This is a genomic window from Micromonospora profundi (genome assembly GCF_011927785.1).
In the GTDB taxonomy this organism is placed as follows: Bacteria; Actinomycetota; Actinomycetes; order Mycobacteriales; family Micromonosporaceae; genus Micromonospora; species Micromonospora profundi.
The window spans coordinates 503,731-518,154 of record NZ_JAATJK010000001.1 but is presented as its reverse complement, the minus strand read 5'-3'; the positions used below and the strand labels follow the sequence as shown (position 1 = coordinate 518,154).

The 14,424-nt window shown below is 71.5% G+C and carries 15 protein-coding genes; 3 read left to right on the top strand and 12 right to left on the bottom strand.

Features of this window, described 5'->3' with window-relative positions:
- The first annotated feature begins 71 nt into the window (after positions 1–71).
- On the top strand, positions 72–878 hold the full coding sequence (locus F4558_RS02440) for a DUF4097 family beta strand repeat-containing protein (RefSeq protein ID WP_053656122.1): 807 nt from the start codon (positions 72–74) through the stop codon (positions 876–878).
- On the opposite strand, the gene F4558_RS02435 is transcribed toward F4558_RS02440, so the two are convergent.
- From F4558_RS02435 to F4558_RS02400, 8 genes are all read right to left on the bottom strand, one after another.
- Positions 865–2,034 (bottom strand): acyltransferase family protein, encoded by a 1,170-nt coding sequence (locus F4558_RS02435; protein WP_167943056.1) that lies wholly within the window; start codon positions 2,032–2,034, stop codon positions 865–867. The two genes, F4558_RS02440 and F4558_RS02435, sit on opposite strands and share 14 nt — an antisense overlap.
- Positions 2,035–2,219: 185 nt before the next feature.
- Entirely contained in the window at positions 2,220–3,116 is an 897-nt protein-coding gene (gene era / locus F4558_RS02430) for a GTPase Era (protein ID WP_167947200.1), read from the bottom strand.
- 5 nt (positions 3,117–3,121) lie between these two features.
- The gene (locus F4558_RS02425; protein ID WP_053656116.1) at positions 3,122–3,508 is read right to left on the bottom strand and encodes a cytidine deaminase-like protein; all 387 of its coding nucleotides are present in this window, start codon (positions 3,506–3,508) and stop codon (positions 3,122–3,124) included.
- The gene (locus F4558_RS02420; RefSeq protein WP_053656114.1) at positions 3,501–4,922 is read right to left on the bottom strand and encodes a hemolysin family protein; all 1,422 of its coding nucleotides are present in this window, start codon (positions 4,920–4,922) and stop codon (positions 3,501–3,503) included. The genes F4558_RS02425 and F4558_RS02420 overlap by 8 nt, the downstream gene beginning before the upstream one ends.
- The gene (ybeY, locus tag F4558_RS02415; RefSeq protein ID WP_053656112.1) at positions 4,898–5,371 is read right to left on the bottom strand and encodes an rRNA maturation RNase YbeY; all 474 of its coding nucleotides are present in this window, start codon (positions 5,369–5,371) and stop codon (positions 4,898–4,900) included. Before ybeY ends, F4558_RS02420 begins: the two co-directional genes overlap by 25 nt.
- 15 nt (positions 5,372–5,386) lie before the next feature.
- The gene (locus tag F4558_RS02410; protein WP_053656110.1) at positions 5,387–6,445 is read right to left on the bottom strand and encodes a PhoH family protein; all 1,059 of its coding nucleotides are present in this window, start codon (positions 6,443–6,445) and stop codon (positions 5,387–5,389) included.
- 132 nt (positions 6,446–6,577) lie between these two features.
- Complete coding sequence (locus F4558_RS02405; RefSeq protein WP_053656108.1) at positions 6,578–7,963, bottom strand: serine hydrolase domain-containing protein; 1,386 nt, start codon at positions 7,961–7,963, stop codon at positions 6,578–6,580.
- Positions 7,960–8,319 carry a histidine triad nucleotide-binding protein gene (locus F4558_RS02400; protein WP_053656106.1) on the bottom strand — a complete coding sequence of 120 codons (360 nt, stop codon included), beginning with the start codon at positions 8,317–8,319 and terminating at the stop codon, positions 7,960–7,962. Before F4558_RS02400 ends, F4558_RS02405 begins: the two co-directional genes overlap by 4 nt.
- 62 nt (positions 8,320–8,381) lie before the next feature.
- Here F4558_RS02400 and F4558_RS02395 point away from each other — a divergent pair, with 62 nt between their 5' ends.
- Positions 8,382–9,143 carry an SDR family NAD(P)-dependent oxidoreductase gene (locus F4558_RS02395; RefSeq protein WP_053656105.1) on the top strand — a complete coding sequence of 254 codons (762 nt, stop codon included), beginning with the start codon at positions 8,382–8,384 and terminating at the stop codon, positions 9,141–9,143.
- Between the two features lie 68 nt (positions 9,144–9,211).
- Here the strand turns inward: F4558_RS02395 and F4558_RS02390 are convergent, their stop codons facing one another.
- The 3 genes from F4558_RS02390 to hrcA form a co-directional block, all read right to left on the bottom strand.
- Entirely contained in the window at positions 9,212–9,946 is a 735-nt protein-coding gene (locus tag F4558_RS02390; protein WP_167943055.1) for a 16S rRNA (uracil(1498)-N(3))-methyltransferase, read from the bottom strand.
- 1 nt (position 9,947) lies between these two features.
- Entirely contained in the window at positions 9,948–11,093 is a 1,146-nt protein-coding gene (dnaJ, locus tag F4558_RS02385; protein ID WP_197281542.1) for a molecular chaperone DnaJ, read from the bottom strand.
- 73 nt (positions 11,094–11,166) lie between these two features.
- Positions 11,167–12,189 carry a heat-inducible transcriptional repressor HrcA gene (gene hrcA / locus F4558_RS02380; RefSeq protein WP_053656155.1) on the bottom strand — a complete coding sequence of 341 codons (1,023 nt, stop codon included), beginning with the start codon at positions 12,187–12,189 and terminating at the stop codon, positions 11,167–11,169.
- A gap of 211 nt (positions 12,190–12,400) precedes the next feature.
- Here hrcA and F4558_RS02375 point away from each other — a divergent pair, with 211 nt between their 5' ends.
- Entirely contained in the window at positions 12,401–13,084 is a 684-nt protein-coding gene (locus F4558_RS02375; protein WP_167943054.1) for a DUF4870 domain-containing protein, read from the top strand.
- Between the two features lie 101 nt (positions 13,085–13,185).
- On the opposite strand, the gene hemW is transcribed toward F4558_RS02375, so the two are convergent.
- Positions 13,186–14,409, bottom strand: coding sequence for a radical SAM family heme chaperone HemW (gene hemW / locus F4558_RS02370; protein WP_209273158.1), 1,224 nt, complete (start codon positions 14,407–14,409; stop codon positions 13,186–13,188).
- Between the last annotated feature and the right edge of the window lie 15 nt (positions 14,410–14,424).

Sequence of the window (14,424 nt, the reverse complement as noted above, 5' to 3'; positions counted from 1 at the left end):
GGTTGGTTCGGGGTGGAAGCGCGGACGAACCCCGATGCGGAGGGCGGGTCACCGGCCGTAGCGTCCTCGCCATGGCACCACAACGGATCATCGCTGCCCCTCGCCGCCGCACCACCACGGCCGTCTCATTGGGGTTAGCCACCACCCTCATCCTGCTCGCCGGGTGCGACAACCTGGCCTTCCGGCGGCTCGACTTCGACGACACCGAAGCCGCGAAGATCACCAACATCCAGGTACGGGGTGGCTCCGGCGACGTGGTGGTCCGGGGCACCGGCCCGGACACCGAGGTACGGATCAAGCGGGTGGTGCGTTACCAGGGCGGCGAGCCCAAGGCGCGGTACGAGATCAAGGACAGCGAACTGATCCTCGACAGCGACTGCGGCAACCGGTGCAGCGTCTCCTACGAGGTGACCGCTCCGCCGGGCGTGATCGTGGAGGGTGAGGGCGGCTCCGGCAACGTCGATTTGAGCCAGGTCGGCGCGGTGAAGCTGCGGTGGGGTTCGGGCGAGGTGCGGGTCGCCGGGGTCTCCGGGGCGGTCGACGTGGAGACCGGCTCCGGCAACATCGAGCTCAGCGAGGCCAGCACGTCGGTACGACTGCGTGCCGGGTCCGGCAACGTCAACGCCCGCAGGATCAGCGGTGCCACGGATGCCGAGGCCGGCTCGGGCAACGTCACCATCGAGTTGGAGACGCAGGTCTCGGCCCGGGTGCACACCTCCAGCGGAAACGCCACGCTGCTGGTGCCCTCCGGCAGCTACCGCGTCCGCACCAGCACCGGCTCCGGCGAGACGGAGGTCACAGTCGTCAACGACCCGAACTCGTCGGTGGTGCTGGACGGGTCGACAGGCAGCGGCAACGTCATGATCAGCCAGCGTTGATCTCGGCGCCGGAGCGCGGCTGCGGGACAGGCGACCGACCCGTCGGCTCGGCGGTCCCCGGGCTCGGCAGGCCTGCGGTTGGCGGGCCTGCCGAGCCTGCGCCGGCCGGGATCGACGGGCCTGCGCTGGGCCGGCTCGACGGCTCGATCGGTTGCGGCGAGCCGGCGGGGATCAACTCCGGGCGGCGGCGGGCGGCGACGTCCTCGACCCAGCCGACGGCCAGAGTGACGAGCCCGACCAGCACGAAGACCAGCAACACCCGGATGGCGAGCCCCAGCGGGTCCTGGTGGGACCAGCCGACGACGTCGACCAGCGGGGTGAGGGCAACCACGAACGGCATGTGCCAGAGGTAGATGGTGAGCGCCCGCCGGTTGACCACCGTCACCGCCCGGTCGGCCAGCCGGCTGCGCTCCAACCAGGCCATCCCGGCCGGCCCGCGACCCAGGGCGATCAGGATGAACGCCGCCGACCAGAGGGCGTTACCGAGGTGGTTGTCGTTGAGGTCGTACCCCCGGGGGCCTGGATGGGTGACCAGCCAGGCCCCGCCGGCCAGCGCGAGAACCGACGCCAGCGGGTAGAGGATGCGACCGGCGAGCCGTCGCAGCATGCCGGCCTGGTGGGCGAAGCCGAGCATCCAGGCGCCGAAGTACAACCCGAACTCGCGCAGCACCGGCGAGGGCGCCTGGTAGATGCCGGCCTCGATCGCCAGCAGCAGCAGGTACGGGGCGAGCAGTGTCGGCAGCGGGGCCTTGCGGAACAGCCAGAACGCGATAGGCGAGGCGAGCACGAACCACAGGTAGTCGCGCAGGTACCAGATGACGCTCAGCGCAAGGGCACCCCAGTTGTTTGCCGGCGGGTCCGCGATCGGGAACAGCCACAGCAGCACCCGGGGCGACAGCGACAGGCCGGTGAACAGCATGGCCGGCACGAAGACCACCGCCAGCACCCACAGCGACGGCAGCAGCCGGCGCAGCCGACGACCGACAGCGGCCGGGCCGGAGCGGGTGAGTGAGGCGGCCATCAACGAACCGGCCAGCGCGAACATCACCGACATGGCAGGGAAGACGAGGGTGAGGGACGCCCATCCGGTGACGTGGTAGACGACAACACGGACGATGGCCAGGAAACGGAGCAGATCGAGATACCGGTTGCGCATCAGCCTGCATCTGGGTCGGGGAAGCGGGGGGTTGTACTCCCCTACCCTTCGCGGTGTCGCCGCCAAACGGTACGGGCCCCGACCAAACGTGAATCATCCCATACGCCCGACCGAAAACGACTTTGTCCGGTGGCGCACCCATCGCCCGGTCAGCCCTGGCTCGGCCTGGGCTGACCGAACGGTCGTCAGAACCCCAGTTTGCGCAGCTGCTTCGGGTCGCGCTGCCAGTCCTTCGCAACGCGGACGTGCAGGTCCAGATAGACGCGCGTGCCCAGCAACTCCTCGATCTGCCGGCGGGCGGTGGTGCCAACCTCCTTGAGCCGGCTCGCCTTGTGACCGAGCACGATCGCCTTCTGGCTGGGCCGCTCCACATACAGGTCGGCGTAGATCTTCGTGAGCCGGCCCTCGGGGATCATCTCCTCCACCACCACGGCGATGGAGTGCGGCAGTTCGTCACGGACCCCCTCCAGGGCCGCCTCCCGGATCAGCTCCGCGACAAGCACCTGCTCCGGATCGTCGGTGAGCATGTCGTCGGGGTAGAGCTGCGGCGACGGCGGCAGATAGCTCGTCATCACGTCGACGAGCGTGTCCACCTGGTGCCCGGAGACGGCGCTCACCGGCACGATCTCGGCGAACTCCCCCATCTCGCTTACCGCGAGCAACTGCTCGGCCAGCCGACGCTTGTCGACCAGGTCGGTCTTGGTGACCACCGCGAGCACTGTCGCCTTCAACTCGGCAAGCTCACCGCTGATGAACCGGTCACCGCGCCCCACCGGCTCGTCGGCCGGGATACACAGACCGATCACGTCGACCTCCGTCCACGTGGACCGGACCAGGTCGTTGAGACGCTCACCCAGCAACGTCCGGGGACGGTGCAGACCCGGCGTGTCGACGAGCACCAGCTGCGACTCCGGTCGGTGCAGCACCGCCCGGATGACGTGGCGGGTGGTCTGTGGCTTGTTCGAGGTGATCGCGATCTTGGTGCCGACGATGGCGTTCGTCAGCGTGGACTTGCCCGCGTTGGGCCGGCCCACGAAACAGCCGAACCCTGCCCGGTACGGGCGCGGCTCGGGATCCCGCACGGAGCTCACTCGGTCACCGTGCCCAACACGGTGCCGTCCGGCGCGGCCACGTGGATCGGCGCATCCACAGCGAGGTCACGTACCGCGGCGTGCCCGGCACCGTCAAGCGTGGACGCCTCGGTCACCACCGCAGCCGCCTCCAGCCGGCTCGCCCCGGCCGCCACAGCCGACGCCACAGCCAACTGGAGTGCGGTGAGCGTCAGCGACGGCAACGCGACGCTGGCCGCCGCGTACGTCCGGCCGTCCTGGTCCCGGACCGCGGCACCTTCCACGGCACCGACCCGCCCACGGGCTCCCCGGGCCAGGACGACGAGCTTGCCGTCCTCGGCACTCAGCGGCGCCGGTGCGGCGGGGGTGGGCCGGGCGGCGGGCGCGGCGGGTGTGTCAGGCATCGGCGGGTTGCCTCTCCTCGTCTCGATAATGATCTGGGTCGTCCCCGGGGCCGGCCTGCTGGCCGCGCCCCGCGGTGTCCTGCTCGTCGCCCGACTCCACCTTGCTGACCAGGACGGTGTCGATCCGGTTGCGTCGGCCCGTGGTGCCCTCGGCGATCAGCCGGAGGCCGGCCACCTCGGCCTGCGCTCCGGGGATCGGCACCCGCCCCAGTGACTGGGCGAGCAGACCGCCGACCGTCTCCACCTCGTCCGTGGGCAGGTCGGTGTCGAACATCTCGCCCAGGTTCTCCACAGGCAGGCGGGCTGTGACCCGCACCGAGGATTCCCCGAGGCGTTCGACCGGCGGGCGTTCGACATCGTACTCGTCGGTGATCTCACCGACGATCTCCTCAAGGATGTCCTCGATGGTGACCAGGCCGCCGGTGCCGCCGTATTCGTCGACCACGATGACCAGGTGGTTACGGGCCGCCTGCATCTCCGAGAGAAGGTCGTCGACAGGCTTGGACTCCGGCACGAAGGTCGCCGGGCGCATCAGCTCGGCCACCGGCAGCTGCTCGGCGTCCGGGTCGCCGCCTCGGGACCGGCGGATCAGGTCCTTGAGGTAGAGCACGCCCAGCACGTCGTCGACGCTCTCCCCGATCACCGGGATGCGGGAGAACCCGGACCGCAGAAAGAGCGCCAGCGCCTGCTCGAGGGTTTTGCCCTCCTCGATCCACACCATCTCGGTACGCGGAACCATCACCTCCCGGGCGATGGTGTCGCCGAGCGCGAAGACCGAGTGGATCATTTGGCGTTCGCCGTGCTCGACGACACCGCGCTGCTCGGCGAGGTCGACAAGCTCACGCAGCTCCACCTGACTGGCGAACGGCCCCTCGGGGAAACCGCGCCCCGGGGTGACCGCGTTGCCGATCAGGATCAGCAGCGACGCCAGCGGGTTGAGCGCACGGCCCAGCCAGCGGACCAGCGGCGCCGCCGCACGCCCCACGGCGTACGCGTGCTGCCGGCCGATGGTGCGCGGAGCGACACCGACCACCACGAAGCTGACCACTGCCATCGCGCCGGCGGTGACAAGCGCGGCACGCCAGCCGGCGCCGAAGCTGTCCACAGCGACCAACGCCACGAGCGTCGTCGCGGTCAGCTCGGCGAGAAGCCGCAGCAGCAGGAGCAGGTTGAGGTGCCGGACGACGTCGCCGGCCACGACCTGGAGGGTGCGGGCACCGCGTACGCCGTCACGGGCCAGCTCGGCTGCCCGCGCCGGGGAGACAGCGGCGAGCGCCGCCTCGGTCATCGCGATCACACCGGCAAGCACCACAAGGCCGGCCGCGAAGAAGATCAGTTGCAGGTCGGGAAGGCCGGCGGCAGGGCCGACCGCAAGGAACGAAGTGGACATCACTGGTTGCGGGTCGACCGCCAGCTCGCCAGCAGTCGGGCCTGGAGCGCGAACATCTCCCGCTCCTCCTCCGGCTCGGCGTGGTCGTAGCCGAGCAGGTGCAGCACCCCGTGCACGGTGAGCAGGTGCAACTCGTCGGCCGTGGCATGCCCGGCGGTCGCCGCCTGCTTGGCCGCGACCTCCGGGCAGAGCACGATGTCACCGAGCAGCGCCGGCTCGCCGCCTGCGGGGGCGGTCTCGCCCGGGCCGTGGTCGACGCTTCCCTCGTCCATCGGGAAGGCGAGCACGTCGGTCGGGCCGTCGCCACCCATCCAGCGGTGGTTCAGCTCGGTCATGTAGTCGATGTCGACAAGCAGCACCGACAACTCAGCGAGGGGGTTGACCCCCATCTCGTCGAGGGCGTGCCTGGCGACAGCGAGCACGGCGTCGGTGTCGACCTCGGCACCGGACTCGTTGGCGATCTCGATGGACAACTGCTTTCCTCTGCTTTAGCGGCGGCGGCCGGCACGGCCGCCCTGGGCAGGTCGCCCGGGTACGGCATGAACGGCCTGCGCCTGCTGGGTTTCCCGCTCGGCATCCCAGCGGGCGTACGCGTCGACGATCTCCCCCACCAGCCGGTGGCGGACCACGTCGGAGCTGGACAACTGGGAGAAGTGCACGTCCTCGACGTTTTCCAGGATCTCCCGAACCACCCGCAGGCCGCTGCTCGTCCCGCCGGGAAGGTCCACCTGGGTGATGTCACCGGTCACGACGATCTTGGAGTTGAAGCCGAGCCGGGTGAGGAACATCTTCATCTGCTCGGGCGTCGTGTTCTGCGCCTCGTCCAGGATGATGAACGCGTCGTTGAGCGTACGGCCACGCATGTAGGCAAGTGGCGCGACCTCGATCGTGCCGGCGGCCATCAGCTTCGGGATCGACTCCGGGTCGAGCATGTCGTGCAGCGCGTCGTACAGCGGCCGCAGGTACGGGTCGATCTTCTCGTTGAGCGTGCCGGGCAGGAAGCCCAGCCGCTCCCCCGCCTCGACCGCCGGCCGGGTCAGGATGATCCGGTTGACCTGCTTGGCCTGCAACGCCTGGACGGCCTTCGCCATCGCCAGGTAGGTCTTGCCGGTGCCGGCCGGGCCGATGCCGAAGACGATGGTGTGCGAGTCGATCGCGTCGACGTAGCGCTTCTGCCCGAGCGTCTTGGGACGGATGGTGCGGCCGCGACGGGAGAGGATGTCGAGGGTCAGGACCTCGGCGGGCCGCTCGGCGCTGCCCTGCTCGAGCATGCCGACGGTACGCCGGACGGCGTCTGTGGTCAGGGTCTCGCCTTTCTCGATGAGTTCGAGCAGCTCACTGAAGACCCGCTCAGCAAGGGCGTTGTCGGCGGGAGCGCCGGTGATGGTGATCTCGTTGCCCCGCACGTGCACGTCACTCGTGACCGAACGCTCGACGAGTCGCAGGATCTCATCGCCCGCGCCGAGCAGATTGACCATGATCTTGGGGTCGGGCACGGTGATCCTGGTCTGCACCCGGGGAGCGCCGGGAGGTGGGGTGCCGGTCATAAGTTGGGCCGAAGGGCCCTGCGCACCTGCTCTCGATCTCGGGCGCCGGCCCTGCTGGCACGGCGTGCGGACGTTGGAGCCATCGTATCCGTTCAACGCGGAGCGCATCGCGCCCATTTCCGCTGGCCGCGATCAACCGCCGGCACGGAAGTCGTACCTGTCGAAGGTCTCCTGATGGCGGGTGAACCGGTAGGTCGCCCAGTGCATCCGGACCACCGTTCCGGCGTCGTCCCGGGTCAGCCTCAACAGCTCACCCACCTCCCGGCCCGACACGGTCCGGAACACGTCCGGCCGGTCCGGCAACGGGGCGAAGACCGCAGGTGGGCGCCCCGCCGGGTCGCCTGCCCCGCGCGCCCGCAGTGTGCCGTCGTGCCAGGAGAAGACGTACTCGAAGCCCTCGCCCCACCAGCGACCCAGCACACCTCGCAGGGCCGCCGGGGCGGGTGCGCCGGGCCGCCAGGGCTCGATCTCGGCCGGGTCGTGCTCGACGGCCTCGGCGAGCAGCCGGTGCGGCAGGTCGAGCAGTTCCGTCGCCGTTCCGGAGGAGCCGAGCACGGCGGCGCCCATCGCGCCTGGTGTGCCGTCGCCGCCCCGGCGGCCGTACACGGCTGCCAGGAACCCGGGCATCGCGCCGTCGTGCCCCACGTGCACCACCCGCTCGCCCTGCGGGATGAGGATCAGCCCGAGCCCGAAGCCGGCAGCCCAGAGCGTCTCGTCGGTAGTGGTAAGCGGCCAGCGCATCTCGTCGAGGGTGCCCGGGGCGAGCACCGCACCGGAAGGGTCGAGCGCCGCCGGGTCGGCGAGGAACGCCGCCCAGCGGGCCATGTCGGTAGCGGTGCTCCAGAGCTGGGCGGCGGGGCCGACCGCGCCGAAGTCGGTCGGCGGCTCGGGGTGGGCCTCGTCGGAGTACGCGTCGACAAGGAACCCTGTCGCTGCCGCCTCCAGGGGCGTCACCGTGGTGTCGGTGAGCCCGAGCGGCGTCAGTACCCGCTCGGTGAGCACCTCCGCCCAACTGCCGCCGCGCAGCCGGGCGACAAGCAGGCCGAGTACGGCCATCCCGAGGTTTGAGTAGTGGAACCGGCGGCCCGACGGCAGGACACGCTCGGCCCGGGCCAGCTCGGCCACCAGCCGCTCCGCGTCGGGTGCGGCCAAGGTGTCCCAGACGTCACCGAACGGCTCACGTTGCAGGCCACCGGTGTGCGACAGCAGCCGTCGTACGGTCAGCTCACCGTGCGCGGGCAGCTCCAGGTGCCGACCGACCGGATCATCCAGGTCGAGCAGGCCGTCGTCGCGGCACTGGAGGGTGAGCACCGCCGTGAAGGTCTTGGTGACCGAGCCGATCCGGAACTGGGTACGCGGCCCCAGCGCGCTGTCGGTGCCGGTGCCGCCGACGGTGCGGGTCCACAGCGGCCGGTCGACCCTGTGCAGCGCGGCCGACACCGCAGGCACCCGGGCATCGGCCTGCACCCGCCGGACCAGCCGGTCCAACCGGTCGTGCGCGCCGGGGCCGGATGTCACGCCAGGCTCCGCGCGAGCATCGGGCCGAGCGGCGCACCGCCGAGCAGGTGCGCGTGCACGTGGAACACCTCCTGCCCGCCGTACGTCCCGGTGTTGAACATCAGCCGGAATCCGTCGCCGAGCAGGCCCTCGTCCTCGGCCACCGCGGCGGCCGTGGCCAGCACCTCACCGGCCAGCCCGGGGTCGCCCTGCCCCAGGGTGGCGACGTCGGCGTAGTGCTCCTTCGGAATGACGAGTACGTGCACCGGCGCCTTCGGATCGATGTCACGGAAGGCGAGCGTCGTGGCGGTTTCCCGGACCACTGTGGCCGGGATCTCCCCGGCGACGATGCGGCAGAACAGGCAGTCGGATCCCATCGGGGCAGTGTAAGGAAGGGGCCGCTCGGGGCACACGGGGCTCCTGGGGCAGGATGGCCGCCATGACGGCTCGGGCGGTACTGGTGACCGGTTCTTCGCGTGGCATCGGCAGGGCGGTGGCGACGGCGTTCGCGGCCGGCGGCGACCGGGTGGCGATCCACCACCGCGACTCCGCCGCCGCGGCCGAGGAACTGCGCGCGCAACTACCGGGTACGGGGCACGTGGTGGTCCGCGCGGACCTCACCGACCCGGACGCCGTCCGGGCCATGGTCGACCGGGCCGCCGAGCAGCTCGGCGGGCTGGACGTCCTGGTCAACAACGCCGGGATGTACGGCGACCGGGACGACCCGCACCCGATCTTCGGCACCTCCTACGAGGAGTGGCAGCGGCGCTGGCGGCAGGTGCTGGAGACCAACCTGACAGGCGCCGGCAACGTCACCTGGTGCGCCGCCCAGCACATGCGCGAGCGCGGCGGTCGGATCGTCAACGTGTCGTCGCGGGGCGCGTTCCGGGGCGAGCCGCACCAGCCGGCGTACGGTGCCAGCAAGGCAGGGCTGAACGCGCTGGGTCAGTCCCTCGCCGTGGCGCTCGCGCCGTACGGGATCGCCGTCGCCACCGTCGCGCCGGGTTTCGTGGCGACCGACATGACCACCGAGCACCTTCGCGGCGAGAGCGGCGCGGCGATCCGGGCGCAGAGCCCGTTCGACCGGGTGGCCCGGCCGGAGGAGATCGCCGCGGCCGTGCACTGGCTGGCGTCGCCGGAGGCGGAGTGGGCCTCGGGCACCATCATCGACCTCAACGGCGCGTCCTACCTGCGCAGCTGACCAACCCGGCCACTGACCGGCAGGCGCCGAGCTACTCCACCTGCTGCCCGCCGGGTGTGAAGGTCGGGCTACCAGCGGCCGAGGCGTGTGGCGAGCACACTGAGCGCGGCCACGCCCGCGGTGGAGGTGCGCAGCACCTCCGCACCTAGCCGTACCGGTCGGCCGCCGGCTGCCCGGAACGCTGTCAGCTCGGCGGAATCGATGCCGCCTTCCGGGCCGACGACAAGCACGATCTCCCCGACGCTGGGCAGGTCGGCGGTGGTGAGCCGTTCCTCGGCCTCCTCGTGCAGGACGAACCCGGCGGCGGCACCGGCGATCCGGCGGGCCACCGTCGCCGTGGACTCGTCCGGCGCCCCGGCCACGACCGGCAACCAGGGCCGGCGTGCCTGCTTGGCTGCCTCCCGCGCGGTGGCCACCCACTTCTCCCGGGCGCGTACGCCCCGGTCGCCACGCCACTGGGTCACCGAACGGGACGCCGCCCAGGGCACGATCTCGTCCACACCGACCTCGGTCATCGCCTGCACTGCCAGCTCACCCCGGTCGCCCTTGGCGATGCCCTGCACTGTCACCAGCCGGGGTACGGGCGCGTCCGCGTACCCCCGGGAGGTGACGGCGACCTCCAGGACGCCCCTGCCGACGGCGGTGACCACGGCGGCGGCCGTGCCGCCTCGACCGTCGGCGAGCAGCAACTCCTCGCCGACGCGCAGCCGCTGCACTGTGGCGGCGTGGTGCCCCTCCGGGCCGTCCAGGATCAGCGCGTCGCCGGTGGGCAGCGCGTCGACCAGGAACAGCGGTGCGGACACCTCAGGCGTGCCCGTTGAACGCGTCGCGCATCCGGGAGAAGAAGCCGCCCTGCTTGGTCAGCTCGGCGACCTCCTCACCCCGGGTCTTGGCGAAGTCGCGCAGCATCCGCTCCTGGTCCGGGTCGAGCTTGGTCGGCGTCCGGACGTCGAGGTGCACGTACAGGTCGCCCCGGCCGGTGCCGCGCAGGTGCGGCACACCACGGGCGCGCAACCGCAGCGTGCTGGCCGGCTGGGTGCCGGCCTTGACGTCGACGGTCTCCTCGCTGTCGAGGGTCTTGATGGTGAGGCGGGTGCCCAGGGCGGCGGCGGTCATCGGCACGGTGACCCGGCAGTGCAGGTCGTCACCCTTGCGCGAGTAGACGTCGTGTGGCCGCTCGTGGATCTCGACGTAGAGGTCACCGGCGGTGCCACCGCCGGGGCCGACCTCACCCTGCTGGGCGAGGCGAATCCGCATGCCGTCCTCGACGCCGGCCGGGATCTTGACGGTCAGCGAGCGTCGGGTACGCACCCGGCCGTCGCCGGCGCAGGTGGGGCAGGGGTGCGGGATCGTGGTGCCGTAGCCCTGGCAGACGGTGCACGGCCGGGCGGAGACCACCTGGCCGAGGAAGGTGCGCTGCACCGACTGCACCTCGCCCCGACCGGCGCACGCCTCGCAGGTGGCCAGGTGGGTGCCGGCTGCCGTGCCGGCGCCCGAGCAGGTGGTGCAGAGCACAGCCGTGTCGACGGTGATCGGGGCCTCGACGCCGAACGCCGTCTCGTGCAGGTCCAGTTCGAGTCGCAGGATCGCGTCGGAGCCCGGACGGGTCCGTGGGCGGGGGCCACGGGCACCGCCCGCCGCGCCGCCGAAGAACGCGTCCATGATGTCCTGGAATCCGACGAACGGGCCGGCCCCGCCCGGGCCACCCGGACCGCCGGCGCCACCGCCGCCCGGGGCGAGCGGGTCGCCACCCAGGTCGACGATCTGCCGCTTGCGGTCGTCCGAGAGGACCTCGTACGCGGCGTTGATGTCCTTGAACTTCTCCTGAGCCTCCGGGTCCGGATTGACGTCCGGGTGGAACTGGCGCGCCAACTTGCGGTAGGCGCGCTTGATCTCGTCATCGGAGGCTTCCCGGCTGACACCGAGGATGCCGTAGTAGTCCCTGGCCACTGCGTTCCGTGTCCTCATGTTCGTCTCGCGTTGCGCCGACCGGCGGCCGCAGCCGGCCGTCGGCCCTGACTTGTCAGTTCTGGGCCAGCAGCTCGCCCACGTAGCGTGCCACGGCGCGCACCGTGGCGATGGTGCCGGGGTAGTCCATCCGGGTCGGCCCCAGCACCCCGAGGCCGCCGACGATTGTGCTGCCCGGGCCGTATCCCGTGCTCACCACCGAGGCGGCGCGCAGGTTGTCGAACTCGTTCTCGTCGCCGATCAGCACCCGGGTCGTGCTCGGCTCGGTCTCGCCGATGAGCTTGAGCAGCACGACCTCCTCTTCCAGGGCTTCGAGGATCGGCCTCAGGGAGCCCTGGAAGTCGAGCAGGCCGCCCCGGGTGAGGTTTGCGGTGCCGGCAAGCGCGATGCGTTCCTCGTGCCGCTCGACGAGCGTCTCCAGCAGGACGGAGGCGAGGGTGGCCATGGCCGGACGCAGTTCGGCCGGCACCTCCTCGACCAGCGCCTGCACCAGCGGCGGGGTGTCGGACAGCCGCTCACCGGCGAGCTTTTCGTTGATCATCCGGCGCAGGTCGGTGACGTCGTCGGCGGGCACCGGACCGGGCAGCTCCACGAGCCGCTGCTCGACACGGCCGGTGTCGGCGATCATGACGAGCATCAGCCGGGTGGTGGAGATCGGCACCAGTTCGAGGTGCCGCACCGAGGAGCGGGCCAGGCTCGGGTACTGCACGACGGCCACCTGGCGGGTCAGCTGGGCGAGCAGCCGGACTGTGCGGTGCACCACGTCATCGAGGTCGACAGCGCCCACAAGGAACCGCTCGATGGCCCGGCGCTCGGCCGGGCTGAGCGGCTTGACGCGGGACAGCCTGTCGACGAACAGCCGGTAGCCACGGTCGGTGGGCACCCGCCCGGCGCTGGTGTGCGGCTGCCGGATGTAGCCCTCTTCCTCCAGCACGGCCATGTCGTTGCGGACCGTGGCCGGGGAGACACCGAGCTGGTGACGCTCGACCAGCGCCTTGCTGCCGACCGGCTCCTGCGTGGAGACGTAGTCCTCGACGATGGCGCGGAGCACGGCGAGCTTCCGGTCGTCCAGACCCATCCTCCGCACCTCCTGTCGCACGTCGGCCACCGACCCGAACGGGGCCGGTGGGCCGCCTGGCACTCGACTGTAACGAGTGCCAGTCTACGTCGGCGCGCCCGCCGACGCGATGATCAAGGGCGTCGCTGTTCGTACCCCGTTGGCCGTTCAGCCTGTCGGCTCGGCGGTGTCGCTCTGGTGCGGCGTTGCCCGCCACCCCTACCGTGACACCATGACTGAACCACCTCGCCCACCCGGCGCGGGAGACCCTGGCGGCTATCCGCCGGAGCCGACCTCCCCGCCGGCGGCCCCCGGCTCGCCCTACTCGGCCGAGCCGCCCACCGCACCACTGTCCGGGGCACCTGGCTCGGGCGGCTATCCCCCGGCCGGCGGTTATCCGCCGCCCACCGGTGACCAACCGCCGTCAGGTGGCTACCCTCCGCCGGGTGGGTATCCCCCGCCCGGCGACTATCCCCCAGGTGGCGACTATCCCCCGCCCGGTGGCTACCCGCCGGGTGGCCCCACCGGCGGCTATCCGACGGGCGGCGCATACGGCGCCCCCGGCGGCGGCTACGCCAACAACGAGGACAAGACCTGGTCGCTTGTCGCGCACTTCGGCGGTGCCGCCGGCGCGCTGATCAGCTTCGGTCCGCTGGGCTTCGTGGCCCCGCTCATCGCCTACCTGGTCCGCGGCAACCAGTCGCCGACCGTACGGGCGCAGGCCCTGGCCGCGCTCAACTTCCAGATCCTCTGGTCGATCATCGCGTTCGTGCTGCTATTCGTGAGCTGGTGCCTGCTCTTCCTGCCCAGCATCGCGGTAGTGGTGATCCAGATCCTGTTCGGGATCATCGCCGGCATGAAGGCCAACGAGGGCGCGTCCTACCGCTACCCGATGTCGGCCAACTTCATCAAGTGATCCGGACCGGCCGCTCCCCCGGCCGGTCCGGCGCACCGTCGCCGGCCGGGGCAGCGCGTCGGCCAGGGCAGCGCGCCGGCCGGGGCAGCGCGTCGGTTCTTTCAGGGCAGCAGGTCACGGACCACGGCGTCGGCGAGCAACCGGCCGCGCAGGGTGAGCACCGCCCGACCGGCCGCGTAGTCGTCGGCGGTCAGCAGTCCGTCGGCAAGCGCACGGTCGGCGCCGGCCCGGCCTGCGGCGTCGAGCACCGCCAGCGGCAGGCCGCTTGCCAGCCGCAGCCGCAGCATCACGTCCTCCATGTGCGCCTCGTCGGCGGTGAGCACCTCACGGGCCAGGCCGGGTGACTCGCCGGCGGCCAACCGCTGGGCGTACGTCGTGGGGTGCTTCACGTTCCACCAGCGCACTCCGCCGACGTGACTGTGCGCTCCGGGGCCGAGCCCCCACCAGTCCGCGCCGGTCCAGTACAGCAGGTTGTGCCGGCACCGGGCGTCGTCGGTGCGGGCCCAGTTGGACACCTCGTACCAGGACAGGCCGGCCGCGTCGAGGGCAGCCTCCGCGGCCAGGTAGCGGTCCGCTGCCACGTCGTCACTGGGGTACGCCAGCTCGCCGCGCCGCATCCGCGCGGCCAGTCGGGTGCCGTCCTCCACGATCAGGGCGTACGCGCTGACGTGGTCCACCCCGGCGGCCACGACCTGCTCCAGCGAGGCGGCGAAGTCCTCGGCCCGCTCCCCCGGCGTGCCGTAGATCAGGTCCAGGTTGACGTGCTCGAAACCGGCGTCACGCGCCTCCAGGGCTGCGGCCGTGGCCCGGCCGGCGCTGTGTTTGCGGTCCAGGATCGCCAGCACGCCCGGGGAGGCGGACTGCATGCCCAGCGAGATCCGGGTGTAGCCGGCGTTGCGCAGCAGCTTCAACGATTCCGGGGTGACCGATTCCGGGTTGGCCTCGGTGGTCACCTCGACGTCGGCGGCCAGCCCCCAGGTGCGGTCGATGCCGTCCAGGATGCGGGCCAGGTCGTCGGCGGGCAGCAAGGTTGGTGTGCCGCCGCCGACGAAGACCGTGTCGACCCGGGGCGGCGGGCTGTCGCCGAGCACCCGGGCGGCGAGCGCCAACTCGGCGAGCACAGTGTCGGCGTACCCCTCGCGGCTGGCCCCTCCGCCCAGTTCGGCGGCCGTGTACGTGTTGAAGTCGCAGTAGCCGCAGCGGCTGGCGCAGAACGGGACGTGCACGTACACGCCGAAACCGCGCGCACCGACAGCGCTGGTGGCGGTGGCGGGCAGAGATCCGTCGACGGGGACGGTCTCACCATCTGGAAGGACGCCGGGCATGGCCACTAGTGTGCC